Origin of the sequence: Nitrospira tepida (assembly GCF_947241125.1) — a bacterium.
Lineage (GTDB): Bacteria > Nitrospirota > Nitrospiria > Nitrospirales > Nitrospiraceae > Nitrospira_G > Nitrospira_G tepida.
Window position 1 is genome coordinate 4,705,078 of sequence record NZ_OX365700.1, and the last position, 26,884, is coordinate 4,731,961.

26 protein-coding genes are annotated in these 26,884 nt (G+C 61.1%); 10 read left to right on the forward strand and 16 right to left on the reverse strand.

Annotated elements, in window-relative coordinates:
* Positions 1-23: 23 nt before the first annotated feature.
* From QWI75_RS22405 to QWI75_RS22460, 12 genes are all read right to left on the reverse strand, one after another.
* On the reverse strand, positions 24-818 hold the full coding sequence (locus tag QWI75_RS22405; protein WP_289271597.1) for a DUF1295 domain-containing protein: 795 nt from the start codon (positions 816-818) through the stop codon (positions 24-26).
* Positions 818-1,729 (reverse strand): SDR family oxidoreductase, encoded by a 912-nt coding sequence (locus QWI75_RS22410; protein WP_289271598.1) that lies wholly within the window; start codon positions 1,727-1,729, stop codon positions 818-820. The genes QWI75_RS22405 and QWI75_RS22410 overlap by 1 nt, the downstream gene beginning before the upstream one ends.
* Positions 1,730-1,860: 131 nt before the next feature.
* On the reverse strand, positions 1,861-2,337 hold the full coding sequence (locus QWI75_RS22415; protein ID WP_289271599.1) for a hypothetical protein: 477 nt from the start codon (positions 2,335-2,337) through the stop codon (positions 1,861-1,863).
* Between the two features lie 289 nt (positions 2,338-2,626).
* Entirely contained in the window at positions 2,627-3,460 is an 834-nt protein-coding gene (locus QWI75_RS22420) for a hypothetical protein (protein ID WP_289271600.1), read from the reverse strand.
* Positions 3,461-3,620: 160 nt separating this feature from the next.
* Positions 3,621-5,303 (reverse strand): energy-dependent translational throttle protein EttA, encoded by a 1,683-nt coding sequence (gene ettA, locus QWI75_RS22425; protein ID WP_289271601.1) that lies wholly within the window; start codon positions 5,301-5,303, stop codon positions 3,621-3,623.
* A 110-nt stretch (positions 5,304-5,413) separates the two neighbouring features.
* Positions 5,414-6,187, reverse strand: coding sequence for a hypothetical protein (locus QWI75_RS22430; RefSeq protein WP_289271602.1), 774 nt, complete (start codon positions 6,185-6,187; stop codon positions 5,414-5,416).
* A gap of 15 nt (positions 6,188-6,202) precedes the next feature.
* Positions 6,203-6,970 (reverse strand): tetratricopeptide repeat protein, encoded by a 768-nt coding sequence (locus QWI75_RS22435; protein ID WP_289271603.1) that lies wholly within the window; start codon positions 6,968-6,970, stop codon positions 6,203-6,205.
* Positions 6,971-7,707: 737 nt separating this feature from the next.
* Entirely contained in the window at positions 7,708-8,460 is a 753-nt protein-coding gene (locus QWI75_RS22440) for an alpha/beta hydrolase (RefSeq protein ID WP_289271604.1), read from the reverse strand.
* The gene (locus tag QWI75_RS22445) at positions 8,457-9,179 is read right to left on the reverse strand and encodes an alpha/beta hydrolase (RefSeq protein ID WP_289271605.1); all 723 of its coding nucleotides are present in this window, start codon (positions 9,177-9,179) and stop codon (positions 8,457-8,459) included. The genes QWI75_RS22440 and QWI75_RS22445 overlap by 4 nt, the downstream gene beginning before the upstream one ends.
* 70 nt (positions 9,180-9,249) lie before the next feature.
* On the reverse strand, positions 9,250-10,728 hold the full coding sequence (locus QWI75_RS22450; protein WP_289271606.1) for a protein adenylyltransferase SelO: 1,479 nt from the start codon (positions 10,726-10,728) through the stop codon (positions 9,250-9,252).
* A gap of 74 nt (positions 10,729-10,802) precedes the next feature.
* Positions 10,803-11,549, reverse strand: a complete 747-nt coding sequence (locus QWI75_RS22455; protein WP_289271607.1) for a 2OG-Fe(II) oxygenase — start codon at positions 11,547-11,549, stop codon at positions 10,803-10,805.
* A 109-nt stretch (positions 11,550-11,658) separates the two neighbouring features.
* Complete coding sequence (locus QWI75_RS22460) at positions 11,659-12,042, reverse strand: Na-translocating system protein MpsC family protein (RefSeq protein ID WP_289271608.1); 384 nt, start codon at positions 12,040-12,042, stop codon at positions 11,659-11,661.
* A 442-nt stretch (positions 12,043-12,484) separates the two neighbouring features.
* On the opposite strand from QWI75_RS22460, the gene QWI75_RS22465 reads away from it, so the two are divergent.
* The 5 genes from QWI75_RS22465 to QWI75_RS22485 all read left to right on the forward strand — a co-directional run bounded on the left by QWI75_RS22465 (position 12,485) and on the right by QWI75_RS22485 (position 19,466).
* Complete coding sequence (locus QWI75_RS22465) at positions 12,485-14,185, forward strand: NADH-quinone oxidoreductase subunit 5 family protein (RefSeq protein WP_289271609.1); 1,701 nt, start codon at positions 12,485-12,487, stop codon at positions 14,183-14,185.
* A 29-nt stretch (positions 14,186-14,214) separates the two neighbouring features.
* The gene (locus tag QWI75_RS22470; RefSeq protein WP_289271610.1) at positions 14,215-15,507 is read left to right on the forward strand and encodes a proton-conducting transporter transmembrane domain-containing protein; all 1,293 of its coding nucleotides are present in this window, start codon (positions 14,215-14,217) and stop codon (positions 15,505-15,507) included.
* Positions 15,495-18,713: a DUF2309 domain-containing protein gene (locus QWI75_RS22475; protein ID WP_289271611.1), complete on the forward strand. Its 3,219-nt coding sequence runs from the start codon at positions 15,495-15,497 to the stop codon at positions 18,711-18,713. Before QWI75_RS22470 ends, QWI75_RS22475 begins: the two co-directional genes overlap by 13 nt.
* Before the next feature lie 49 nt (positions 18,714-18,762).
* On the forward strand, positions 18,763-19,104 hold the full coding sequence (locus QWI75_RS22480; protein WP_289271612.1) for a P-II family nitrogen regulator: 342 nt from the start codon (positions 18,763-18,765) through the stop codon (positions 19,102-19,104).
* A 92-nt stretch (positions 19,105-19,196) separates the two neighbouring features.
* The gene (locus QWI75_RS22485; protein ID WP_289271613.1) at positions 19,197-19,466 is read left to right on the forward strand and encodes a hypothetical protein; all 270 of its coding nucleotides are present in this window, start codon (positions 19,197-19,199) and stop codon (positions 19,464-19,466) included.
* Positions 19,467-19,689: 223 nt separating this feature from the next.
* Here the strand turns inward: QWI75_RS22485 and QWI75_RS22490 are convergent, their stop codons facing one another.
* Together QWI75_RS22490 and QWI75_RS22495 are read right to left on the reverse strand one after the other, a co-directional pair.
* On the reverse strand, positions 19,690-20,082 hold the full coding sequence (locus QWI75_RS22490) for a putative toxin-antitoxin system toxin component, PIN family (protein WP_289271614.1): 393 nt from the start codon (positions 20,080-20,082) through the stop codon (positions 19,690-19,692).
* Positions 20,079-20,318: a hypothetical protein gene (locus tag QWI75_RS22495; protein WP_289271615.1), complete on the reverse strand. Its 240-nt coding sequence runs from the start codon at positions 20,316-20,318 to the stop codon at positions 20,079-20,081. Before QWI75_RS22495 ends, QWI75_RS22490 begins: the two co-directional genes overlap by 4 nt.
* A gap of 246 nt (positions 20,319-20,564) precedes the next feature.
* Here QWI75_RS22495 and QWI75_RS22500 point away from each other — a divergent pair, with 246 nt between their 5' ends.
* The gene (locus QWI75_RS22500) at positions 20,565-20,936 is read left to right on the forward strand and encodes a helix-turn-helix domain-containing protein (protein WP_502890241.1); all 372 of its coding nucleotides are present in this window, start codon (positions 20,565-20,567) and stop codon (positions 20,934-20,936) included.
* A gap of 440 nt (positions 20,937-21,376) precedes the next feature.
* On the opposite strand, the gene QWI75_RS22505 is transcribed toward QWI75_RS22500, so the two are convergent.
* On the reverse strand, positions 21,377-22,420 hold the full coding sequence (locus QWI75_RS22505) for a tetratricopeptide repeat protein (RefSeq protein ID WP_289271617.1): 1,044 nt from the start codon (positions 22,418-22,420) through the stop codon (positions 21,377-21,379).
* A gap of 6 nt (positions 22,421-22,426) precedes the next feature.
* Positions 22,427-23,923, reverse strand: coding sequence for an FAD-dependent thymidylate synthase (locus tag QWI75_RS22510; RefSeq protein WP_289271618.1), 1,497 nt, complete (start codon positions 23,921-23,923; stop codon positions 22,427-22,429).
* A gap of 295 nt (positions 23,924-24,218) precedes the next feature.
* On the opposite strand from QWI75_RS22510, the gene hisS reads away from it, so the two are divergent.
* The 4 genes from hisS to QWI75_RS22530 all read left to right on the forward strand — a co-directional run bounded on the left by hisS (position 24,219) and on the right by QWI75_RS22530 (position 26,549).
* On the forward strand, positions 24,219-25,475 hold the full coding sequence (hisS, locus tag QWI75_RS22515; protein ID WP_370693662.1) for a histidine--tRNA ligase: 1,257 nt from the start codon (positions 24,219-24,221) through the stop codon (positions 25,473-25,475).
* Positions 25,476-25,582: 107 nt separating this feature from the next.
* Positions 25,583-25,903 carry a DsrE family protein gene (locus tag QWI75_RS22520; protein WP_289271620.1) on the forward strand — a complete coding sequence of 107 codons (321 nt, stop codon included), beginning with the start codon at positions 25,583-25,585 and terminating at the stop codon, positions 25,901-25,903.
* A 27-nt stretch (positions 25,904-25,930) separates the two neighbouring features.
* The gene (locus tag QWI75_RS22525; protein ID WP_289271621.1) at positions 25,931-26,275 is read left to right on the forward strand and encodes a hypothetical protein; all 345 of its coding nucleotides are present in this window, start codon (positions 25,931-25,933) and stop codon (positions 26,273-26,275) included.
* A gap of 4 nt (positions 26,276-26,279) precedes the next feature.
* Complete coding sequence (locus QWI75_RS22530) at positions 26,280-26,549, forward strand: hypothetical protein (RefSeq protein WP_289271622.1); 270 nt, start codon at positions 26,280-26,282, stop codon at positions 26,547-26,549.
* Positions 26,550-26,884: the final 335 nt, after the last annotated feature.

The window sequence follows — 26,884 nt, forward strand, 5'->3', positions numbered from 1 at the left end:
CTCCTATTTCACGCTTGTCCGTTTCATCCGTGGCGCCGCGGAAACCAGGGGATGAAGACATTAGTCGTAAGCTGATAGTGCCGATACTCGTCACCCCGAGAGCGCAACGCCTGAGCCTCCGCATAGGGCACCCCGGTCACCTTGAGCAGCGCCCAGCCCATGGCGGCGGGCCCGACCCATGTCAGCCATCCGTTGGAGAGACCGACGGCCATGACCACGTAGCTCCACCAGTGCACCCACTCGAAGAAATAGTTGGGATGTCGCGAATAGTACCACAGACCTGTCCGGCAGACGTGGGAGCGATTCCACGGCTGCCGTTTGAAATCGGCCAACTGCGCGTCCGCGACGGTTTCTCCGATGATTCCGACCAGCCAGAGGCCCACGCCGGCATACTCCCACAGACTGAAGGTCGGCCGAGGATTCTGCATGACCACAAGGAAGGGCAGGGAAAACAATGGCACGGCCGCAGCTTGGAGCTGAAAATAGAGAAACAGGTTCCGCTCGCTGTCCGCTCCCCATTGCTGCCTGAGCCGCGCATAGCGCGGGTCTTCGGGCTGTCCCAAGACCCGCGTGAATAGGATGGCCAGCCCCAGCCGCAGCCCGTAGCCAGCAGCCAACAGCGCCAGCAACAACCGGCGCTCCGGCACCCCCGGCACCTGCACCGCATACCACACCACCACACCGAACAGGGTCATACACCACCCCACATCCGCGATCGATGCATTCCGCACGATCCGTTGTATCCACCAGAGCAGCGCCATGACGACCATGGAAGCCAGATAGGCCCAAAGGACGAGGGCCAATGGATCCATGGTCATCAGATCGCCTCATTGTCAGGACGCCAGAGATCCTTTACCGGGATTCCACGTTGTCGCTGCAACCAGCCCCGAAACCCGGGAAGTTGAAACGACAGATGCCGCCGGACTTTATCGCAATTCAATGAGAGATCTGGCGCACGCGCGGGACCGCCATAATCGCGAAGCGTCCCGGGCTTGAGCGACGGTTCCAGTTCCGGGTAGAACGATGCCATAAGCTGACCAAGGTCCCAGCGCGACAACCGTTCTTGGCCGGCGAGGTGATACAGCCCCGACGGCGCCGTGCGGATCAGTTCCCAGATGGCCCGCGCTGTCACGGCGGCGGGAATGGGGCATCGATATTCGTCTGTGAATAGGGTAAGAGGCCGTCGCGCCCGCCAGGCCAGGATCAGTTCCTCCACGAAGCTTCGATCACCGGTTGGCGAGAGCCCGGCGTTGAGCGAGGTGCGCAGGACAAGATGCCGCTCGTGCGCAAGGACCAGGCGCTCTGCGGCCACCTTGGTCTCCCCGTAGACGGTCAGCGGACTCGCCGGATCTGTTTCGGTATAGGCCCCCTGCTGTCCATTGAACACATGATCGGTCGAGATGAACACCAGCCGGGCGCCCGAAGCGGACGCGAGGTCCGTCAGATGGCCGGTGACCTCGACATTCACACGCCTCGCCAGTTCCGGATTGTCCCGACAGGCGACGGCCTTGCTGATCGCGGCGCAATGGACGATCGCCTCGGGCTTGAGCCGTTGCCACAATTCCTCTACGGCCGATCGGTCCGTGAGGTCAAGCTCGTGCCTTGTGAGACCGACGACCCGCCAACCTGCCACCCATCGGAACGCACTGCCGACCAGATAGCTCCCGATCAAGCCGCCCGCCCCCGTTACCACCACGGTCCGAACAGAGTTGAACGATACGGTGCTCATGGCTCAGCCTTGGATCGAACCTTTGCTCGTCTGTCGTGTGGTCCTACCCGCCAGTCATGAAGAGATGCGCGTTGGATAAACGGATCAGCGCGCAGCACGATGATACCGGAACAATAGTGGGGAGAAAAGGTTTATCGGGCGGTCAAGGCTGGAAGGGGCCCGGAGGGGGGTTCGGATCGCGTGAGGTGAAACGTGCCACCCTTCTCAGTCGGCGTTTGGTTGTGACCGATGCGGGTGTACCACCAACGCCCGTCCCCTTCCGAAAAATCCGGCGCGAGGGTGACTTCAAATCCTCCTTCCCGATCATTCTCCGGTTGATGCCAGCGCCCGCGCCAGTGATGATCGTCCAAGCGATCGGTGATTAACCGCCCACCCTTATAGGGATAGGTCCCGACCCCGCTACGGTCGATCTCCAGCGGAACAACAGCCGTCCCTTCCTCATACTCCCACGAGCCGGCGAGAACGGAGAACGCCGGCTCTCCTTCTATGACGGAAGCGGCTGGTGGCAACACAGGTTGTTGGGGGATCTGCGAACAGCCGGTCAGCAACGAACTGATCAGCGGCAGGAACGCGCCCATCATCCAGAGTCCGGACCGGTCTCGTTTCATGAACTCCTCACACAAGCAGGCCACATAACGATCTTTCTTCTTATGCCCGCCGTCGCTACCCGCATACTTACCTTGACTCTGTACAACATGCAATAGAAACACAAACCTGTGAGAAACCCTGGCTCATCGGCGAAGATGGCAGGGAGCGCTTAAACAGGCAGACCTTGAACGTGGATATCAGACATCCACACTGCGGAGGATCATCGAGTGGGGAACATAACAGGCTGGTCCGCGCTGGCCATCCGACTCAGCGGAATGTCTCCTGCCTCAGCCGGCTGGCGCGTCTCGATCACAGGAGGCCTTCGAGCGGCAACCGCCTGGCCTCCCTCTCCAGCCTGGCCGAACTGATCGCATCGAGATCATAGGCGATATACATCTTATCGAGATAGGCTTCGCCGGGGAACGGCCGCCCGCATTTCACGCCTCGCCACTGATCAATCTTGACGGTCTGATTCCGTTCATTGAACTCATCGATAGCCAGAAGCTCTCCGGCGAATCGATGGCTGACGAAGCTTTCGACGACGTCGTCGAAATAGAGGGGCACTTGCCTGAGCATCCGCTTTTTCGGGTGACTGAGCACCGTGAACGCGTGGGTCGTCGAAGAATAGAGGTCGAGATCGAAGGAGATGAATCCGATCGGACAGTCCTGGATGTGCTCGACGAACTGTTGTGTGGTAGCCTCCACATCACCCAGAATCAGTTGGGTGCGGTGTTGAAGCTTCGACCGGAGCAGGTGTTCGTCCATCGGGAAGTCCCCCGGTTTCCAATAGTCCGGATGGTCCCGGTAATCGTTGGTTGTGTCCGGCAAGCCGGTCCCGCGGTCGAATCCATATACTTTGATCCTGACGCCGGTTTCCTGCTCCACCGCCTCGGCCTCGGCTTGAAGTGCAATCAGGCCCTGTCCCCCGGCCACTCCGAATTCCAGCGCGCAGATCTCGGGAATCCCTTGGTAACGGGCGAGGTCCGCCCCGTTCAGCAGGCCTAAGAGGTATCCGGGCCGAGACGAAATGCCCCACAGTTCCCTGGCCCTGACAGAGATTGGCAATATCTTCAGCAAAGCCCTGGTGAGAAAGCGAAACGGCGGCTCCATCGACAAGCGATTGCGCCACAGTGGAAGCGACACCGACACCACCCTACCTCCTGATCCTTTTACTCATGCGCGCGGCTGCACGCTAACAAGGTCGCCTTGCGGCATTCAAGCCCTCTTCGGTAGGTAGGTTTCAGAGGCGGCTTTCGCTTCGCGGACGAGCGGGGCGGCGCTTCTACGCGGAGGGTGGCTCAACTTACCCCCGGGTCAGCTTCCGGTATCGAATTCGGTGCGGCTGATCGGCTTCCTTGCCGAGGCGCCTCTTTCGGTCGGCCTCGTAGTCGCTATAGTTCCCTTCGAACCAGACGACCCGGCTCTCCCCTTCAAACGCGAGGATATGCGTGGCGATACGATCGAGAAACCAGCGGTCGTGGCTGCTGATCACCGCGCAGCCGGCGAAATTCTCCAATCCCTCTTCCAACGCGCGCAGCGTGTTCACGTCGAGATCGTTGGTCGGCTCGTCGAGAATGATGAGGTTGGCGCCTTCTTTCAGCATGCGGGCCAAGTGCACCCGATTGCGTTCGCCGCCGGACAGCTCCTTGACTTTCTTCTGCTGATCCGTCCCGGCGAAATTGAAGCGGGCGCAATAGCCGCGCGCATTGACTTCGACCTTGCCCAGCTTGATCGTCTCCTGCCCGTCGGAAATGACTTCGTATACGGTCTTGTTTCCGTCGAGGCTGCGATCCTGATCCACATAGCCGAGCTTGACTGTGTCGCCGATCTTGATCGTCCCTATGTCCGGCTTCTCCTTGCCGATGATCATGCGGAACATCGTGGTCTTGCCGGCGCCGTTCGGACCGATCACGCCGACGATCCCGCCCTTCGGAAGGCTGAAGTTCACGTTTTCGTAGAGCAACCGGTCCCCATACGCCTTGCTGACGCCTTCGGCTTCCACGACCACATCGCCGAGCCGCGGCCCGGGCGGGATGTAGATTTCGAGATCCTCCGCCCGCTCGTCCTGCTTCTGATTGACGAGCTCCTCATAGCGGTTCAACCGCGCCTTGCCTTTCGATTGCCTGGCCTTCGGCGACATCCGGATCCATTCCAATTCGTGCTCCAGGGTCTTTCGGCGCTTGGATTCCGCCTTTTCTTCCTTCTCCAACCGTTCCTGTTTCTGCTCCAGCCAGGACGAATAATTGCCTTGGAACGGAATGCCGTGGCCCCGGTCGAGCTCGAGAATCCAGCCCGCCACGTTATCCAGGAAGTAGCGATCGTGCGTGACCGCGATGACCGTGCCCTTGTATTGCTGGAGGTGCTGTTCGAGCCACTGCACCGACTCGGCGTCCAAGTGGTTGGTCGGCTCATCCAGCAACAGAATGTCCGGCTCCTGAATGAGCAGCCGGCAGAGCGCCACCCGGCGCTTCTCGCCGCCGGAGAGCTCGCCGACCTTCTGGTCTGCGGGCGGGCAGCGGAGGGCGTCCATCGCGACCTCGAGCTGATTCTCCAGCTCCCAGCCGTTGGCCGCCTCGATCTTTTCCTGCAACTGCGCCTGCTTGTCGAGCAGCTTCTCCATCTCCTCCGGCGAGGCGTCGCCCATCCGGTTGCTGATCGTCTCGTATTCATGGAGCAGCGCCACCAATTCGGCCTTGCCCTCCTCGACGACCTCCTTGACCGTTTTCTTGGGGTCGAGCTGCGGTTCCTGTTCGAGCAGCCCGGCGCTGTACCCTTTCGATCGGACCACTTCCCCGGTGTAGTTCTGATCCACGCCTGCAATGATGCGGAGCAGGCTGCTCTTCCCGGCGCCGTTCAGGCCCAGCACGCCGATCTTGGCGCCGTGATAAAAGCCCAAATAAATATCTCGCAACACCTGCTTCTTCGGCGGGTAGACCTTGCCGACCCCGACCAAAGAGAAGATCACCTGCTTATCGTTTGTGGCCATGGTTCCTCGGTTGTGATCGCGATGGGGATGACGGAAAGCTCACGATAGCAAAAGCCGGCGATCATGCACAACCGTACGATGACGGTTCCTGACCATCTATTTACACCCTGCTAGGGGGCTGCCGGGACGCCGTGCAGGCGCTTTTTGATGTCGGATGCCACCTCTGCCCAGGTCATGTCACTCGTGACCTGCTGTTTAAAGTACGGTGGTCGAGTGCTTTCGGAGTAACTCAGGAATGTGCGATAGGCTATGAACGCCTCGGAGCTTTTTCCACTTGCTTCCAATGCTCGGCCTCTCCAGTAGTCCACATCCGAGTAGAAGTGGAGATTTGATGCGGCCGCCTTGGCACTGTCCCAATCGGCCAGCGCCTCGCGAAACTCACCCCGGTCGAAATGCTCACGTCCGGAGAGATAGGCCGCTTCCAAGGCAGTTTGGTGCGCCTCATTGAGAGTGGATGATGCAAAATAGAGAGGGACGTTCGGCAAGACAGCGACCAAGGTATCGACAAGATTAATGGGGGCATAGAGGCCGACGAGGCCGTAGGCTGTGTACTTTGTACCTGAACCGATGACTGCTTGCTCGGAGGCTGCAATCAACCGGTCCAGTTCTTGCTCGGTTTGAATCTTCTTCCCTGTGACGCTCCGCAAGGCCGGACTGCCGGACACGTCTTCTCCTTTGGTCCGATAGCCCAGAATGGTTGGGTCGTAGTGCGTCTCCATTTTGACAAGAGACCGAGAAAACCCCGGTAAGCGATTCAGGTCGGAAAATGTCGGCAAATCCGCGCATCCGGCAAGCACGAGAACCAGCCCGACCTGAGCAAGTGCCGCCCGCACTTTCACCTTACGATCAGACTCAGATGAGTTCGGCTCAGGGAGAGTCGTCATTTTGGCGGGCACCCGCTACGGATTGACACTCTCGGAGAAGCGCGGCGGAGTTCCTCTTCTCCCCGCTTCATGGATCTCGGCGATTTTGGCTTCGGCCTGATCGGCTTTCCATTTCCAGGACGGATCGTTCGGATAACCCGTTACAAAATAGGATGGCGTGGATGATTCCGAATAGCTGAGAAAAGTGGCGTACGCCAGCGCCGCGTCGTCAGGGCGATTCAGCGCCTCGAAGGTCCGTCCACGCCAGAATTCCACATCGGAATATGCTTGAAGAGACGGCATCACATAGAGCGCATACTCCCAGCTTACCAGTGCCGAATCGAATGAGCCGGCCTCGTAGTGATGCCGCCCTTGCACGTACGCATGCTCGGCTTCCTGAGTATAGGTGCTGTCCAAGTGAGCGGCGAGCGGCAGAAAAGGGATCGCCAGCACTCCTTCCACTACTCCGAACGCCAACGAGCAGGGCCACAGGATCACGATTTCCGCAATGAGTGCGCCTATACCGGCAACGATGGCCGTCGCCGCGCCAACTGTTTGGCCCGCCCCTAGGTGAGGCTTTTGCACTTCGTTGGTCAGCGCGATCAGTTCTTCCTCACTCCGTACCTTCTTCCCGCCACGATCCCTGACAATCCCCTCCCGTTGGAGGGCAGCCTTCTCTGTGCTCTTCGGTCCATAACGGTATGCCCTGATGGAGTGGTCATACCAAAATGCTTGTCTATCTTGATCGTAGGTTATAGATCCATCAGAATTTGGAAGCGCCCTCCTGTCTGTGACTTTCTTCAAAGGCGAGCACCCGCTGACCGGCATGACAAGGAGCGCGAGGGCTAGGGTTATTCGAAGCGAGGGGCTATCGCAGAGGCTCATCAATGGAACGGTCTTCTCGAAGAAGCAGTTCGTCCCGACGCACGGAAACGCGTCCGACCACACTCATTTCGACAGTCGGGATTCGCAGACCTACGAAGTGAACCGACCGCCACATTCTACATAGTTGCGTACTGGCATAAAGACTTTTTGAAAACCCTGGAAGGGGTGTCATGCAACCAGGAAGCAAAAGGAGGTCCGAGATCACCCGGAGCGAGCCGGCCCTGTCGACCCTTGATCAGCAGGGGTCATCGCTCTTCCGGCTTTCGTGTGGCTTGCTCATGACATCCAGTCTCTTGGCACGAGCGAGGGGGTATTCCCTCTATTCCACCGATCTGTGGAATGCGAGGCTGGAAGGGTGGCGTACGAAGGGTCGTGGCGCTGGTGGGGCAGACATGTCAGATGTCTGACTGGGTGTCGCCTCGCCGGCCTGGCGCTCCGGCGCGGACTCAGCGGCCCCTTCAACTCGACAGCCGGAATCAGATCCCCAGTTCTTCCGACAGGCGCACCTCCAATCCGTCGGTAAACCCTTCGAGGCAACTGAAGCAGGCAACGGGGAGCCGGTGACAGGCATCGCGCAGACTTCACCGACCGTTGAATCGGTTTCCAACGCTGGGCCGTCACTGGCTTTATGGATCAGGACCAACATGATTCTCTTACTATTCGCCGGTGACCAAGCGACGCAACGTCGCCAAGTGCTCCGGGCTGCTCAACCGATGGTCCCCGGTCTTGAGTAGCAGCTCAATCGGAAATTCCGGATCGCGCCGCAAGACTTCTTCGACGAAACGCCAACTGCCGGCCGGCCGGATCACCCGGTCCTGTAGTCCGTGGAGAATCGTCGTCTTGACCTGCCGGAGCTTCAGGAACGACTCAGCCCAATACCGTTCGCTCTCCTCGACCCATTGCCAGGCGAGCGGCCAGTCCTTGTGGAGCGGATCGTCGTCCCAGGGCATCCAGCCGGTCGTCTTCCATCGGTCACACCGCTCGACGGAAATCTCCTTCGCCCGTTCACCCATCATGTTGAAGGCCGGCGCGATCAGCACAAGTCTCTCCACGATCGAACGGTCCTGCGCGATCAACCAGGCGATCCAGCCGCCGATCGAATTACCGACGATCGTGAGCCTCGGCCCGCCCTGGAGCAGGGAAACAACTGTCCGTGCATCGGCGATCCAATCGGAAAGCGAATAGTCCGAGAACGTGCCCTCAGAGTCCCCGAACCCCCGCACGTCGTAACAACAAAAGCCCCACCCCTGCTCCCGACACCACTTAGCCAACGCCTGGCTCTTGCTGCCCCAACGTTTGGAGAGAAAGCCGGTGATGAACAGGATTTGGCGATCCGCCCCTTCAATCCGATCGCCCCGTATTAGCTTGCCGTCCGATCCGGCGAGATGAACCGTCTGGAGATCGCTCATAGCTTCGGGAGCACCTTGCGCAGATAGGACCCGGCCCGCCTCACGACCGGCTCCGGGATTTCATGCCCGCCGCGAAATGATGTCCACTCCACGGAGAGGCCGGCATCAATGAGGCTGTCGCGCAACTCTTCGGCAAACCGATGGGCGAGGAGATCGTCGTGCGTCCCATGGCTCTGGAACACGGACAGGCCTCGGCGGGCCGGCATGAGCGGCTCCCACTCGTGCCGGCATAAAAGCGTCCCCGACAGCATGACCAGGCCGGCAAAGGGCCGGCGCGTGCGTAACACCACATCGCAGGCCAGCATCGCCCCCTGGGAAAACCCGCCGATCACGGTCCAGCCCGGATCGACGTCCAGCCTCCGCTCCGCCTCATCCAACAGCGCCAAGACCTGCTCGCGGGCCGGCGCGAGCCCCTTGGGAACTTCCATCCGAGGATCACGAAAGCGGCCGGCCGCCCGGTCCTGGGCAATCTTGTTCATATCGATGATCCACCAGGCGCGGGCGTCGCCAAACCCGAAATTCAACGAGAGCGGTCCTTCAGGGAAAAGAAATCTGGTACCGGCCGGCGGATCTATCGCGCCGGCCAAGGACACCAGGTCGTCCCCGGGCGCGCCGAAGCCGTGGAGCAGGATGACGAGCGGCCCGTCTCCTCCGCCCTTGCCGTCGGTGCCACCGGTTAGGCGGATGGTCACCCCTGCCAGTCGTTCTTTGCGCAGCATGCGTCAGCCTAGCATCGAGTTGGCGACAAGGTCCATGGAAGCCCTCGCATTGACGCGGCCAGCGGTATGGCTAGGACGAGCAACTCACGACGAGGTGCTTGCCCCAGTGGGGCGGAGGGAGTGTATAGGACTCCATGCCTGGATGGTCGTCGAAGGGATGGTGGAGAATCGTCAGAAGGCGATCGATCTCGGCATACTCCTTCTGTTGCGCCTTCTCGATCGCCACCTGCGCCAGATAATTCCGCAGCACGTATTTCGGATTCACCCGTCGCATGCGTCGCCGCCGGTCCTCATCCCGGCTCTCCTCATCGCGCAACCGGGCCCGGTACCGCTCCGCCCAGCGGTCGAATCCCTCTCGATCCAGGAACTGGTCGCGGATCGAGTCATTGCGTCCGGTGTCGCTTAGCGAACATTCACACAGCGAATAGAACAACCTCGTGTAGTCGGTACGGCTTGCCGCCATCAAGCTCAACAGGTCGGAAACGAGCGCCGCGTCGTCGGCCCGCTCCTGTTCAAAGCCCAGTTTGCGTCGCATGCGCGTCAACCAGTGCCGGTCGAAGATGGAGGAGTAGCTGTCGAGCGATTGTTTCAGCGCCTCCTTCGGAGCAAGCGGCAGCAGTGCCTGCGCCAGGCAACTGAGATTCCAAAGGCCGATATAGGGCTGCTGGTCGAACGCATAACGGCCGTTGTGGTCCGAGTGGTTGCAGATGAACCCCGGCTCATAGTCGTCCATGAACCCGTAGGGGCCGTAATCGAGCGTGATCCCGAGAATCGACATGTTGTCGGTGTTCATGACGCCGTGCGCCCAACCGACCGCCTGCCATCGGGCGATCAACTCCGCGGTCCGGGAGACCACCTCCGCGAAGAACTCGGCATACTTCTCGGAGCGGGTCATTAAATGTGGATAGAACTGCTCGATCACGTAGTCGGCCAAAATCCTGAGCTGGTCATACTGTTGGCGGTAGTAAAACACCTCGAACGTGCCGAACCGGACATGTGACGGGGCCATGCGCAGCAGCATCGCGCCGGTTTCGATCTGCTCGCGATAGACACGGTCGTCGCTGCCGACGATCGAGAGGGCCCGCGTGGTCGGAATGCCCAGCCCCTGCATCGCTTCGCAACAGAGGTACTCTCGGATGGTCGAGCGGAGCACAGCTCGCCCGTCGCCGTCGCGGGAAAACGGCGTCAACCCCGCCCCCTTGAGCTGCAAATCCCACCGCATGCCGGAGTCGCTCACCGCTTCGCCCAGCAGAATCGCCCGCCCGTCGCCGAGCTGCGGCACGTACACGCCGAACTGATGGCCGGCGTACAACGTCGCCAAGGGTTCCATACCCGGCACGAGCAGACTCCCACCGAAGACGCCGGCGAATTCCGGCCTGGCCGCTTGCTCGGGATCGAGATCGATCAGCGCAGCTGCCGCAGGATTGAAGCTGACGAGCTGGGGCGGCGTCGAAAACGGGGTCGGGGTGAGCTTGGCGTAGAAGGCCTCCGGCAACCGCGCGTAGGTGTTGTCGAATCGCAGGTCTTCAAGCGCTCGGAGCGTTGTCATCTGAGTGATCCTTCGTTCCCGCTTTCCCGGTTGGCCAATATGCCCCGAAGGACGGTTGTTGCCACGTACCGATTTTACTGCGCGTCGTGGAAAATGATGCCGAGCGTGTACCGCCGGCCCGAGCGCACGCGGCTGACGCCATGCCGCAGGGTTACCCGGTAGAACCCGCGGGTCCCCTGCACGGGACGGGTATGCACGGCGAACAGCACGCCGTCCCCTTGGCGAAGCGGCACCACCTCCGGCCGGGACTGCCTGCGCGGGCGCTGCTCGGTGAGCACGAACTCCCCGCCCTCAAAGTCTCGTCCCGGCTCGGAGAGGAGAATCGTCGCCTGGAGCGGAAACACCTGCTCGCCGTAAAGGTCTTGATGCAGGCAGTTGTAATCGCCCGCTTCGTACCGAAGCAAGAGCGGCGTCGGTTTGGTTTGTCCGGCCCGATGGCAGCGATCAAGGAAGGCCACGTGTCTTGCCGGATAGCGGATATCGAGGCCCAGGTCTCGGTTCCATCGGTTCGCGATCGGAACGAGTTGCGGGTACAACAGCGCCCGGAGGTCCGCGACGATGGCCGGCAGCGGATACGCGAAATATTTGTATTCGCCCCGCCCGAAGCCATGCCGTTCCATCACGACCCGGCTGCGGAACAGTTCCTCACGGAAGTAGAGCGCGATCAATGTCTCACATTCATCCGGTGAAAGGAGGCCGGCCAGGACCGCGCTTCCTTGCGCGTCGAGCTCACGCGCCAGATGTGCCCATTCGATCGTTCCGACCCGGTCCGCGATGCTGGGAGGTGACCCGGTTGATGCTGGGGCAGTAAGGGTGACCATGAACCCCTTGTACCATGCCGCCCCTCCCTCCAACCAGGTACGGGGCGGGTGCTTGGCCTCTGTCAGACCGCCATCTTGTCCAGGAAACGAAGGTCTCGCGCTTGGCGGGCTATTGGAAGGCCGTTTCGATATCGCGGTCCAGCGTGAAGACCAGGACCCGTTCGCCAACGTAGGTGTCGATGTCCGTAAAGAGGGCGATCACCTTCGCACCGGTGATCTCGCCCACTTGCTCGCACAGCCGATCCCGTCCTTGGGCGATAAGATTCTGTCTGAGCCGTTTCACCATGTCGATCCCCTCGACGGTTTTCGCGAGCTGGCGTTCCGCCGGCGTCAGCACCCCCTTCAACCGGACCAGGAGAATGTCTCGGACGATGAATGCCCGGACATCGTCCGGTCCCCGTCCCATGAATTCCTGCTCGAATTTAATGATGGCATTCCTGACGGCCGCCTCTACCTCGCCTTTGGTCACTCTTCCCTTCTGATGACTCGGCATGACCGATCCTTTCCGGCTGGATTGGCGCATTATGCAGAGGCGTCCCGGAGAGCACAACGGTGCCTGCTGTCGATCGGCGGCTCGACCTGACTGTTGAGCCGGCTCCCTTGACCCTGAAAGAGGCGGAAGAATATAACGGTGCCTGTTTGTGACCGCGCGAGTCGGCGGTGCCATCCGTTTCTTGCCCTATGATCAGGGCGCGAGACAGAGGGAGCCGTGCGACGGGGCCGATCGCCTGAGATTGTAGGGCAGCCGGTTCTCCTGCCGTTAGTTAGGAGAGGCCGGTCGCAGTACAAGCCAGCCCGCTCCTTTTCCTTTCGCGGAAGGGAGGCTGGCTTGTTGTGTTTATGGGGCAATCGCCCTGCGATGAGAGTACCCTCAAGCCTATGGACCTCCGCCGCCCCATGACCGTCCTCTGCCGCAACAGGGGCTGGAACCGCCGATGGTCTGGTTGATTGCCGTCCCGCTGCTGCCCCTGCTGACGGTCCTGCTGATCGCCGCCGGCGACCGCGCGCAGGAGGAACAGCACGTCAGGCTCGGGGCCCTGCCGATCGTGGCGGCCTTCCTGGGATCGATCGCGACCCTGGGACTGGTCTCCGCCGATGGACCGCTCACCATTAGATTGTATGACCCGACGGCGCTCGCGGGGTTCACGCTGCCGCTGGGCTTCCACATCGACCGGCTCAGTGCCGTGATGATGGCGCTGATCAGCCTGGTCTCGACGATCATCTATCTCTACTCCAGCCGCTACATGTATCAGGATCGCCACTATCGCCGATACATGGGCTTGATCGCCTTCACGACCTTCGTGCTGCTCTGCATGGTGTCCAGCGCCAATCTCCTCATGCTGTTCGTCTTCTGGCAGATCCTCTCGTGGCTGCTCTTCCTCTTGGCGCACAACCATGCGCATGCGGCCACCCTGGAGGGCGCCTGCAAGACCTTCTGGTTCCTCCGCGTCGGCGATGTGGCGTTCCTGGCGGGGATCGCGCTGGCCTCTTCCCTGTACGGCACCATCGAGTTCCAGGAGCTGTTCGCCCGCGCGGCTGCCGCCCCCGTCGCTCTTGCGTTCCTGCCTGGACTGGACATCGACGGCGCCACCGCCGTGGCTTTGCTCATCTTCTTCGGAGGGATGAGCAAGTCGGCGCAGTTCCCGATCCATGTCTGGCTGCCCAGCTCGCTCTACGCGCCGACCCCGGTCCACGCGCTCCTCCATGCCGGGATCATCAATGCGGGCGGCTTCCTGATGAACCGGCTCGCGCCGCTGTACGGGCTGAGCCCGACGGCGCTGCACGTGGCCTTTGTCATCGGCACGCTCACGGCCATCCTAGGCGCCACCATGATGCTGACGCAGAACGACATCAAGAAGACGCTGGGATTCTCCACGATCGGACAGATGGGCTACATGATCATGGAATGCGGCCTCGGCGCGTTTTCCTTGGCCGTGTTCCATCTGATCGCCCACGGGATTTTCAAGGCGACGGTGTTTCTCAACTGCGGCAACGTGATTCATAAGGCCCGGCAAGAGCCGTCGTTCCCCCACCCCGCTCGGGAGGAAGAAGACCGGCCGTTCTCGCCCCTGACCTGGTCCACAGGATTCTTCACCACGCTGTTCCTTCCCCTGGTGATCCTCCTGGGCACGCACGGCATCTTGCGCATTCCGCTCCTTGAATCCCAGGGCACCGTCATCTTCCTGTTCTTCATCTGGGTGACCTCGTCGCAGGCCATCCTCTCGCTGACCCGCATTCATGAGGTTGCGTCTTGGAAGGTGTCGCTGGCCATGCTGATGACCTTGGTGCTGGTTCTCTTCACCTATTTGTTTGCGGCGGAACGCTTCACCCATTTCCTGTATCCGAATCCGGATGAGGTCGCGGGTTACTTCAAGGCAGCGGCGCTTCCCGGCCGGCTCTTCGACCTCATGGTGGTGGGCATGACGTCGTTGACCATTCTCGGCTGGGTCTACCTCTACGCGCGCGCGCATGGCCGGACCATCCGGATGCCGATGTGGGTCGAGAGCCTGTTTGCCACGCTGTATGTGCTGTTCATGAATCGCCTGTATGTGGATGTGATCTACGCCAAACTCGGGCAGGCCCTCCTGCACGTCGCGTCCCGCTTTGAACGGCTCGCGGCGGGGCGGCGGGGCTAGGATCTCGTGAGGATCGGATGGAAACTTGGATGACACCCTGGTTGTTGCTCGCCGTTCCCTTTGCCGGGGCGTTGTTGAGCCTGTTGGCTTGGTCGAGGCCCAGGGAGTTCAAAACCGGTCTCCTCCTGACCACCGCCGCGAGTTTCCTGAGCGTCATCGGGACGGCTCTGGCGATCGGTAGGCTGCCGTCGGGCATGGCGCTCCTTTGCCTGTTGCCGGTGGCGGCGTTCGCCTCGCTGCTGGGCCAGCCGCTGCATCGGGACAACCGCCAGGCCTGGCTGACGACGGTCCTGTTGTTGGGGATCGGATTGGCCGCCGTGAGCGCTTCCAATTCGTCAAGATCGTTGTGGCTGAGCTTGCTTCTTATTTTTCTGCTGAGTCTGCTGGCTCGATCTCGACATGGTTCTGCTCCCTCTCCCACCTGGGGCCTGGCGACCTATGGAGCCGGCGCCGGGGCCGCGCTGGTGAGTGCTTTCGCCCCGGCGCCGCTCTCGGCCTGGGCCGGCTTGCTCGTCTCGCTGATCCTCATCCCGTTGTTTCCGCTCCAGGCCGGCCATGTCGCCTGCCTGACCAGACTGCCCGGAAGCCTGCCGGCCCTTCTCATGCTCGTGCTGCCGGGGGCCGGAGTGACCCACTTGCTCACGGTGCTCCCCGCTATCCCGGAACCGGTCCGCGACGCCATTGGGGGTTGGGCGCTCGTAAGCATGGTCTACGGGTCGGTCCGGGCGCTCGCGCAGCCTCGGCCGCTATCCCTCCTCGCCCATGCCAGCCTGGCCTTCTTCTCGGTCTTCTGGTGGTATGTGGCGATCAGCGGAATCCTCTCGTCCCAAGCTGCCCTGTTCCTCTCAGCCGTCGGGTTGACCACTGGCGGGCTCTACCTCGGCTGGTATGCGGTTCGGGTCCGACACGGCGATCTCGATCTCCGGGCGATCGGTGGATTGGTTCAACCCATGCCGCGATTCGCCGGCCTGTTTTCCCTGCTGGCCCTGGCCGCCTTGGGGTTCCCGCCCTTCGGCGTCTTCTCGGGCTTCATAGGCATGGTGCTCCATCCCGATGTGAAGCTCCCTGGTTCGTTCGCCCTGGTGGCCCTCGCCTGGCTGGCCGCTTCCTGGTACTTCCTCGATCTCATGCAGCGCCTGCTCTTCGGCAAGCCCCGGACCGATCTCCGCTATAAGGATGTCCGCGAGACGGAATCGGCCGCGCTGGCCTTGCTGCTCGTCCTCTTGGCGGTCCTCGGCGTGATGCCGTCCAAGTGGTTCGATGCCGGCACGACGGCCGTACCGGTGCCGCCTTCGCTGGAGTCATCGGCATGGAACCGCTGAAAAAGTCCCCGGACCTCGACGTCCGCCGGATGGAATTGCGCGGGACCATCCGGCTCGCAAGCGAGGTCATCGGGCAATATTGGCCGATGCGGACATTCGTCCACCACAACCCGCTGCACAGTCTCGAATATCTGCCGTTCGACGAAACGGTCCAACGAGGCCGGCAGTATCTGGGAGGCGCGGGCTACCTCTCCGGGGAGCAATATCGCGACTATCTCCGTTCAGGCCGAATCCAGCTCCACCACCTTGATGAGGCGCTCACGCCCCTGGCCCTTCGCCAATCCATCACGCTCGGGCCTTGCCGCATCTCCCACCACGAAGTGTTGCGCGCCTGTCTCACCCACGGACTGTCGGCGCCGATCGACGAGCCGCTCGATGCCCTGCTCGACCAGGGGCCTGGCGAAGAACAAGTCGAGACCGTCGCCGAACATCTCTCCCTCTGGACCGCCCCGACCTTCCAGGATCGCCTGACAGCCACCCTCCAGAAGGACCGGGCGGTGCTGGGCCGCTATCTGACCCTGTCGGGCTGGTGCGATCAGACCCTCGGCACGCAGATCGGGGCGCAGATCAACGCAGAACTGATCAAGTGGTGCGAGGCCTTCCTCGACGAAGGCCACGCCACCTGGCCGATGCCGGGACGGGAGGCGGGCTTTTACGCCGCGTGGAAGGCGTTGGCGGCCAGGGAATGGTCCCCCTGCGGCATCGCGGACAGCCGGAGAAAGATCGCGGCGCTGCCCGATCATCCGGAAGACGCGGTGCTCGGCAGTTTGGAAGCCCTGGGGATTCCCGAATCCCTGAGATTGGACTACCTCTCTCTCCAGCTCGCCGCCCTCCCGGGTTGGGCCGGCTTCATCAAATGGCGCGCGGAAACCACCGGCTATGCCTGGCAGGAAGCCTACGAGGCCGGGTTGGTCAAGTTCCTCGCCGTCCGCCTCTGGTACGTGCGGGAGCTGGTCCAACAGACCTGCCGGGACCGCCTCGGTATCGACGGTCATTTTCAGTCGGTGTCCGACTACATGCGGCAACGGCCCTATGAGTATTTTCTTCGCAAAGAACGGGTTGCGGGCCGGCTCCCTCCGCTGTATGCGGAACAGGCCCATCGGCTGGTCGAGGCCGGCGGAACTGAGCAGGCGTGGTACCAATTGGCCGACCGTTACCAGACCGAGGTTGGGCCTCTGCACCACCGGGCGGCGCGGCGGTCGATGGCCAGACGGTTGATCACGCTCACCCAGGCGCTGGAGATCGTCCCGAGCGCTCTGCTGGAGACGGCTCCGGCGGATCTTCGGCAGCTCGTGGACTGGATGGAGACCTTTCCGGAATCCCTCCATGGATCAATCTGGCTTCGAGCGTTCGAGGCCTCCTACCAGGACCAGTTGCTCGGCATGGTGGTGCGCGCGGCGGCCAAACCGGATCGGACCGCCCGAGAGGCCGGCCCGCCCGTGCGGCCCCACTCCCAATCCGTCTATTGCCTCGATGTGCGGTCGGAGCCGTTCCGCCGTCATTTGGAGTCGACCGGCGCAAATGAGACCTACGGCTTCGCCGGGTTCTTCGCGGTGTTCATCAAATATCGCGCCTGGGACAAGGAGCATGAGACCGAACAGTTTCCCGTCATCATGCGCGCGAAGAACGAGGTGCGGGAGATCCCCCGCAGCTATCTCGACCATTTCGTCGCCAAGCACGAGTCACGGGTCAAGCTGGTCCATGCAGGCCATACGCTCCTGCACGACCTCAAGGAAAACGTCGTGACCCCCTACGTCATGGTCGAGTCGCTCGGCTGGTTCTACAGTGTTCCGCTCATCATGAAGACGGTGCTCCCCGCCTGGTCCCGTCGCGTGACCGGATGGCTGCGGCGCCTCTTCGTCCCGCCGATCGCGACCAGCGTGACCGTGGACAAATTGCCTCCGTCCGAAACCGAGGAGATGATCGCCGCCGAGCAGCGGGCGCTCATCTGGAAGGCGTTGCGCGACCGGTTCGGCCTTCACGGGTCGCGGGTGGAGCAGGAGTTCGTCGAAGCCTTGCGCAGGCGAGCCCTGGACCAGGACGCGCCAGTCGAGCCCTTCCTGAGCGAGGCCGCGCGAGCCGTGAACCTCTCCACGGAGCAGTTGGCCGGCTTTATCGAGGACCTTCGCCGGGTCTATCGCATCAACCCCCGGGCCGCCTCCCGGCAAAAGGAGCGCATCACCCGCGCCGGCTTCACGCTCGAGGAGCAGGTGGTCACCGTGGAAACGGCGCTCCGGATGATGGGGCTGACCGGAAACTTCGCCCGCCTCGTCGTCTTCTGCGCGCACGGCAGCACGTCCGACAACAACCCCTTCGAGTCCGCGTTGGACTGTGGGGCCTGCGGCGGCAACCAAGGGAACCCCAATGCCCGCGTCTTAGCCGCGATGGCGAACAAACCGCCGGTCCGTGAACGCCTGGCCAAACGCGGGATCGACATTCCGTCCGATACCCATTTTCTGGCCGGTCAGATGGATACGACCACGGATGAGGTCACGCTGTTCGACCTCGAAGACGTGCCGCCGACCCATCGCAAGGACATCGCGCGGCTGGTCGCCGATTTCCGCGAAGCGGCGCGTTTGACCAGCCAGGAACGGTGCGCCCGGTTCCCGGATGGGAACCGCTTGCTCCCGGCTGAGCAGGCGGCGGCTCACGTGCGCGAGCGTAGCGCCGATTGGAGCCAGGTTCGCCCGGAATGGGGCCTCTCGGGGAACACGGCCTTCATCATCGGCCGGCGCGCACTGACCAAAGGGCTCAATCTTGGCGGCCGCGTGTTCCTCCATTCCTACGACTATCGGGAAGATCCGACGGACCGCCTGCTGGAAGTGCTGTTGACGGGGCCGCAGTTGGTGGCCCAGTGGATCAACATGGAACATTATTTCTCGACCGTGGACAACGAGGTGTATGGCGCGGGGAGCAAAATCTATCATAATGTGGTCGGCCGGCTTGGAATCATGTCCGGCCCCTGGTCCGACCTTCGGTTGGGACTGGCCTGGCAGACCGTGATGAATGGCACGGTCCCCTATCACGAGCCGATGCGCCTCCTCACGGTCGTCGAGGCGCCGAGGGCCAAGCTGGACAAGTTGATCGCGCGGCACGAACTGTTGCAGCATTTTTATCTGAACGAGTGGGTCCATTTGGTGGCGCTCGAGCCGGCCGATGGGAAGCTCTATCGTTATCTGCCGACGAAGGACTGGCGGCAGGTCTGAGCGGGCGCACTCAGACGGAGCGGCCGGCCGAGCCGAAAGGAGTTGAAACATGAGCACATTGACACTGCACCCGATGAAGGAGATTCGCGTGATCGTCTCGGGTGACAACCGGCCGTTTGTGACCGAGTTGCTCGACAAGGTCCAGGCCACTGGGTACACCATCATCGGCAATGTGTCCGGCAAGGGACACCATGGGGTGCGGGAAGCCCACTTCATGTTCAGCGAGCTGGAAAGCCTGGTCATGATCATGACCGTCGTGCCGGAAGAAAAGGTCGAGCCCATCCTGGCCGGGCTCCGGCCCCTGTTCGAGCGACATTCGGGCGTCATGTTTGTCACGGACGTCGCCGTGAGCCGGCGGGAATATTTCGGAAAGAAATCAAGCGAGTCCTGATACAGAAGGGACCCCGTTCTCCGTCATTCCCACCTTGTCTTCCGGGGCGTGTTTGACTACAATCGCCTTTCCCGTAAATCGGAGGGAGATCGGTGAATGGGCTGCGGTTCGAGCGCATCAGGAAAGACCAGCACTACAACGTGGTGTTCCATGTCGGGAGCACCTACGTGCCGGTCAGCGACGAGACGATCGACGAATTGAAGGCCCAGAGCCTGCTGCCGCCCGAGCGGTTTTTGCACGTCCTCCTCGACAAGGTCGGGTATTCCTCCTACCTCCGCGACCAGATCCAAAGCGAACTCAAGACCGCGGGCGATCCGATCACGCAGATCACCGTCCTGCAAGGCGCGCTTCGCGAACTCTAAAAGACGTTAAACGTCATTCGTTATTCGACAACCGGCGAAGCCTCGCGCACGGTCGACCAATTCCCTTCCCGGCGTTCAGACTCCGTGCGACCTCGTTGGCTCACCTTTTTGAGCAACCTGTGAGTTAACCGTCAGTCGTCATTGGTCAATCGGTGATGCTTCGCCGCGACTGACGCGGGCCTCAGACGATCCCCCAGCAAAGTTTTGTGGAATTGTCTGTCTTCTAGCGATGCAGGTACGCGCTCAACGACATGATCCGAACGCCGTGTGAGATCTCTACGGCCAGCATGGCCTTATCACCGGTCACGATAGCCCTTGCCTGACCTGCAATCGCGCACTCCAGCACCCGATTGTCCGGCTCATCTTTGAATACATTGACGGGGTCCTTGGGATGAACAACCTCGGCCAGTTCGGTGAGGAAGAGCGCGGTGCGGCTCAGGGCATCAGCGTCACGGCTGAACTTTCTAGCGAGAACGGTCAGCAGTTCATCGAGAAGAGGTTTGGAGATCAGTAGCGTATCGCGACCGTCGAGAATGCGCCGGATCGCCCGATCAGCAGACGATCCGGGGAACGTCAAGGCGGAGACATAAATGTTGGTGTCAAAGACGACCCTCACGGCTTCGCAAGGTATCGTCGAAGATCACGGGCCGTCACAATGCCTTTGGCCTTTGCCTTCTTCGTCCAGTAGCCTTGAATGGCCTGATAATCTTGTGAGAACCGGTTCTGCTTCGTCTCTGCGATCAGATCCTGCAACAGGGCGAGTGGGCTCTTCCCTCTACGTCGAGCCAGTCGATTCAGGTCCCGCGAGAGCGCTTCAGGAAGCGCCAATTGTCGTTTGGCTGCGGTTGCCATGGTCGTCCCCCTTTGCGTATCACATCCTACCATGCTGCGAGGGCATGACCCAACTCGATGTAATGGCGATCAGACACCGGTGCTCAGACCGTCAATCGCCAGTCGTTATTCGTCAGGCGGCGACGCCGCGCGGCAATTGAGTTCTGACCAATGACGCGGTTTCCTTCCCATCGTCCAGACTCCCTGCGGCCATATTGAAGAAGAACTTGATCGGGTTCTAAAATTTGCTAAGAGCCGAGTACGTTCCTGGAAAGCGCCATGAACATTTTCCCCATCAAGACCAAACAGGATTATGAACGCGCTTTGCTCCGCATCGAACAATTGATGGACGCAAAGCCGGGTACCAAGGCTGGAGATGAGCTGGATATCCTCACGACGCTGGTCGAGGCCTATGAGTCCAAACACCATGCCGTGAGCCCTCCCCATCCGGTCGAAGCGATCAGATTTCGGATGGAACAGCTCGGCATGACTCGAAAGGATCTCGAAGCGCTGCTCGGCGGGCGCGGCAGGGTTTCGGAAATTTTGAACGGGAAGCGTGGGTTATCCCTCGAAATGATCCGCCGAATTCATCGTACGTTGCATATTCCCCTGGAAAGCCTGATCGGCACAGCCGCGTAACCGACCTCACTCCAAGCCCATAACTGCCGTCTATTCAACCAGAACCATGGTGACGATTTGCAACAAAATCCGAGCAAAGCAAGCGCGAGACTCTTGTTTTTGGCCAGAGGTCTGACGAGGTCCTATTGATTTCATCTGGCTCTCTTACCTCCGTGTTTGACACTCCATTTCATGGCGGGATGGGTGGTCGGCTGAGGCAGGCCCTGGAGCGGGTACCCGGTTTGATAGACACATGAGATGCCGGCTTTGCTGGCATCGCGGCCAACAGCCGCAGCTTCAGAGGCAGAGGCGGCCAAGAGTACAACACCAAAGGCTGCGGACCATCAGTGCATTCCAGGGCGGCTGAAGCCGACGCCCGTCTGTCGCCGTGATTTTCCGATCAGTCCTGACGCGGCGCTCTTCCTGAGGGACAAAAGCGGGAGCCCCGTCCCGGCGCTCTCTTACGTGTCCCAGGTCGTCCCTTCCATATACAGCTCGTTCATGATCCGGTTCTTGGCGTCCGGGTCCTTCTCTAGTCTGAGCGCCTTGGTGTAGTTTTCCACGGCGACTTCCGTCTTCCCGTGGGCGGCGTAGATCTTGCCGATCCCGAGATAGGCCCGTCCTTGATTCGGATCGGCCCGTAGAGCCCGATTGAAGGCTTCCATGGCGTCGTTCAACTTCCGCTTGTTGAGCAACAACCACCCGATCGCGACGTGGCCTGGCGCGAAATCCGGGTCCTGTTGGACCGCGGCCCGGTACTCCTGCATGGCAAGCTCGGTTCGGCCCCGATCTTCGTAGAACTTGCCTAGCCCGCAGTGCAATTCGGCGTTGGTCGGGTCCAACCGCACGGCTTCCTTGTATTCGGTGAGCGCCGGCTCGAATTTGCCCTGCGCCGCGAGCGCGCAGGCCAGCGCGGCCCTGGCCACTGCGTCCTTCGGGCGCTGTTTCACCACCTCGCGGAAATGCGGCAGCGCCTGTTCCAGTTGGCCTTGCAGTTGATAGAGCGCGCCCAGGCTGGTTCGTGCGGCCGTAAACTCCGGCCCGAGCCGCACCGCCTCGCGATAGGCCTTGATCGCCATGTCGGAGCGGCCGGCCCGTTCCATGATCTGGCCATAAAAAAAGTGCGGAAGGGGCGAGGCCGGAAGCAACGTCATGGCCTGTTTGAAGCTGGCGATTGACTCCTCCGATTGTCCCGACTGGGACAGGAACAGACCCATCACCAGATGGAGCGAGCCGTTGTCGCCCCGGCGGGCACGAATCTCGTTCAGCCAGGCCCGCACCCGTTCAATATCCTCCGGCTCGGCCAGCGACGCGGCATGAAAAGTCCAGGCCTGCGCGATCTCGCCTCGCAGGAGGTGGACGATGTTGAGCGCGAAAGCCGGCCTCGGATCGCGGACCGACTCGCCGGAGCCCTGTTGCCATGCCGACGCCGCACGCTCGACCGTCGTCCAGTCGTCGGCGACGAAGGCCTCCTCGATCTCTGCCGCGAAATCCTGGGTAGTCACGGGGGCTCAGCGGGTGAGACGGTCCTCGACATCCGGAGGCGTCGCGTGAATGTGGCCGGCGAGGAAGGGATAGCGGGCGGCCATGGCCTCTTTGATCTGCCAGGCGACGGTCCGGTACGACCAATGGCCCTTGACGCCGGACCGCAGGCGAGAGATGTATTCCGCTTCCGCGTAATCCATCTTGAACAGGCAACGGACCTTGAAGCCGAACGGAATGGCGTAGAGGGCCGCTTCCTGGCTGCTCTTGCGGATGGTCTCGATGTCCCGTTTGACGGCGTCCATGGCATCCCGGTACTCGCGATCCAATCCGGCTTCCGTCAGCAGCGGCGGTATGTCATAGCCATGGACCGTCGTAAAGTTCTGTTGAATCTGCTGGCAGCGGCGGTGGCGATGCAGATCACGCCAGGCGCCGATGTCCATGAGGATGTCGAAGATGAAGGCGTAGCCGCTCCGGAATTCCTTGGGCAACTCATCGTGCGGATCCCGCTTGACCAGCGCCAGGTCGATGACTTCCTGTTTCTGTTTCTCGGTCCAGCCTCGAACGAGTTCCAGGATCTTTCGATAGGGAGCCTGCCCCCCGCGGTACAGCCAGGTGGCGGCCAGTTCATCCAGCGGGTCATGCGGCTCGATCAGGTCCACGGACGAGGCCTCGTCCGGATCGCCCCATGAAGAAGGGTCATCCAGCCCGGCCCGTTTGAGGATCTCCCGTGCGTACCGGCCGGTCTCTTGGTAGACCTGGCTCTGATAGGCACTGGCCTTGGCATGTCGCGCCAAGGTTGGGGCCAGGGGTTCGGCGAGCCCGGCCGTCTGTCCGCACAGTTCCCCCCAGACGTTGACCGGGGGGCGGAGACAGGCATCTCTGAGGTCGTCTCCAATCATCTGAAGCTCCGGCAAGGCGGCCGACAGGAACCGGGTGATCTGCTTTTCCAACGTCCTCACGCTCACGACCTGACCGACATTGGTCCGGGCTGCGAGCGGCAACAGGTACCGGGTCACGTCGAACGAACGCGCCGCCATCGTCCGCTCATAGTCCGCTTCTTTCATCTCGGACGGGCGCGTGGTTCGCTCGGAAAGAAACCGCTTCACCGGATCATGGAGCAGCCGATAGGCATTGGCCAAACTGCCGATGATGCCCTGGTACAGTCCTTCGACTTCCGATCCCCGAATGTTGTTGGGGGTATAGCAACCGCCGGGACCGAAGTTCTGGTAGCGGCTCGATTTCGCCTGGCCGTCCCAGAGCGGCTCGTCCTCGATCCGAATAGCGGCCAATTCGGAGATGTGTTCAAAACACACGATCGCGTGGCCGAGGTCGGCGATGGAGGCGTGCCCGTAGGCAAAGTAATACTGGTCCCAGAATTTCTCCGACGAATGCCCGTGCACCCAGCGGATGCTGTCTTCGATGGAGTCGGGAGACCGGCTGTACCGCGCAAGCGCATAGGCCGCCTTCTCGGGCGGCATCGGGGCCACGGCGACCACGCGCCGGCTGGGGCCGTCGGTCATCATGAGGAGGACCTTGCGCGAGGAGGCCCGACGGGGCATGAAGCCAGGCTCGTACTAAACCGCAGCGGGCAAGCAATCGGTCCCGTGGCCATTAGGTCAGGACTTATGGAGAGCAACGAGGTCATGTCATGCATCGCGCAGCATGCAGAACCGCCGTCACGCTTGTCAATACGACCAGCCCTGCTTTCACAACTCAAGGTCCTGTCCGTTGCGTTGACTTGTCCCTCCCTCGGCGCGCTATGATGCCGCGGGCCGGAACGTGGCGACCCATTCCTCGAGCCCCACGCGCAAGCCGACTATGATCAAGGGCATCAAAGGCGTCAAAGACATCCTCCCGGACCAGATCGACCGCTGGCTCCTCATCGAGAACAGCGCGCGCCGGTATGCCCGGCTCTACGGATTCCGCGAGATCCGGCTCCCGATCTTCGAGGTGACCGACCTGTTTGCCCGATCAATCGGCGCGACGACCGACATCGTTGAGAAGGAAATGTACACGTTCGCCGACCGTGACGGGACCTCCCTGACCTTGCGTCCGGAGGGAACGGCCGGCGCCGTACGATCCTATATCGAACACAATCTGGGTGCCTCGCCCCTTCCGCAAAAGCTGTTCTACCTCGGGCCGATGTTTCGGCACGAACGCCCTCAAGCGGGCCGTCTCCGACAGTTTCACCAATTCGGGGTCGAGCTGTTAGGGGTGGCGGCACCGGAAGCGGACGCGGAAGTGCTCTCGCTCCTCTGGCGGTTTTTCCACGCTCTGAGTCTCCCAGGCCTGACATTGGAACTCAACACGCTTGGGGAAACCGAGGACCGGCCTCGCTACAAGAAGGTCCTCCGAGATTTTCTGGAAACCAAGAAATCCGCCATCTGTGCCAATTGCCAGCGCCGTCTAGAGACCAATCCGCTCCGGGTCCTGGATTGCAAGGTTCCAGGCTGCCGCGAAGCGACCGCTGATGCCCCTTCGATCATTGACCATATTTCACCCAGGGCTCGCGAGCATTTCGAGGAGGTGAAGGCCGGGCTTTCCGCGGTCAACATTCCCTTCAGCCTCAACCCTCGACTCGTGCGGGGACTGGATTACTACACGTCGACCACCTTCGAGGTCACCTGCACACACCTGGGAGCCCAAAACGCGGTGGGGGCGGGCGGGCGCTACGATGGGCTGGTCGAGGTGCTCGGAGGAGGGCCCACTCCTGCAATCGGGTTTGCCGTGGGGCTCGAGCGCATTGCCCTCTTGCTGCCGGGAGACCTCGTTCCTCAGCCTTCGCCGTCCTTATATGTCGCCGGGTTCGGTCGCGACGGCACTCGAGCGGCCTATCCCCTGCTCGACTCGCTCCGCCAAGCCGGAGTCGAAGCCACCTGTGATTATCGGTCAACCACCCTCAAGGCTCACCTTCGTCAGGCCGATCGACTCCACTGTTCTCACACCTTGATTATCGGCGACGATGAAGCTACCAAGGGGATGGCCATCCTCCGAAACATGGTCTCGAAGGTACAGGAAGAGATACCCTTCTCCTCGCTCGTTAACGACGTGGCAGCCCGTCTTTTGAAGGTCTGATTTCAGAAAAAAGTCCTTATTGACTTTGCGCGTTAAAGAGCATAGTCTTGCCAGGGTAATATCAATCTAACTGATTGATAATTTTATAGGAATCAGTATCCTTCCCTGTGGAAAAGCGAAAGCTCGGTATCTTGTTATCCACACCCCCCGGACACCCGCATGTGGAGACGGTTCTTTCCCTCTCGGAAGCCGCGACTCGCAAAGGAGCCGATGTCTACCTCTACCTGATCGACGAGGGCGTAAAGAACCTCCGGGACGCCCGCATGTTGGCGTTGGCCGGTCAGGGGATGAAGTATTTTGTCTGCGCATACGGATGCCAACAGCACGGGGTTCCCACGGAGTCGCTTGATCCTCGCATCACCCTCTGTGGATTGGTGATTCTCTCGAACATGGTCGAAGGTTGTGATCAGTTCGTGTCCTTCAACTGAGCCACGTGCTCCCCGGCACAACCTCCCATGTCCGACACGACCACCGTGGTGATCCGAGAAGACCCGTTGAGATCCGGACGCGCCGTCGAAGCGCTTCGCATCGCCCTCGGTCTGGGAGCCGGCAGCCGACCGATCAGCGTTGTACTCTTGGATAATGCGCCACGTCTTCTTTCGGAAGACCGCGACGACGTCGTGGATCTCGAGATTCTCGAAAAGTACCTTCCTTCGTTTCAGCATTTGGAAACGGAGTTCCTTGTGCCTCCCGGAGCGATCAAGGACTTTTCGATCGAGCCTGGCTTTCGCATTCGGGAAGCGGCCATGGAGTCGCTGAGGCGACATCTCACGGCCTCCCGACGTGTCTTGGTCTTTTAACGCCATGCCGAAGGTGCTCTATCTTGTAACCAAAAACATCGACCTCTGCCGGGATCCTCTGTTGCCATCACAGCCGGAACCGAATCTCCAACCGGAGATGGTGCTCCTGGAGGAAGGCGTTCGCGCCCGCCTCGACTCGTCCCCGAACTCCATACCGGTCTCGGCGCTTGAAGATGATCTTCGGAGCCGGGATGTGACATTCGCGGGCAAGACGATTGGGTACGAGGATCTCGTGGAGAAGATTTTTTCCGCTGACACGGTGATCACGCTCTGACGGTTTTTTTAGAGAGAAAGAAGAAGATCGTCGTCGAAGTAGGAGCAGTCGTAGGTCGTGTGAATCATGTGAAAAGCGAAATGGCAAAACGAAAACACTCTCTTATGAATCATTTGACCTGTGGGTGAGAATCTGTATCGGATCAGGGCGAGTCGTGGAAGGCAACGGGACAACTTGGGGACGCGCAGCGTGGGAGATGAGAGGAAAGTTTGTCCGGCGATGGCCATGAACAGATCTGGAAAGGTTATCTACAGGCTATACACAGGATTGATGAGCTGGGGCAGATATCCACAGGTGTGAATAATTCTGTGAATAGCACGGAAAGCCAGGTTGAT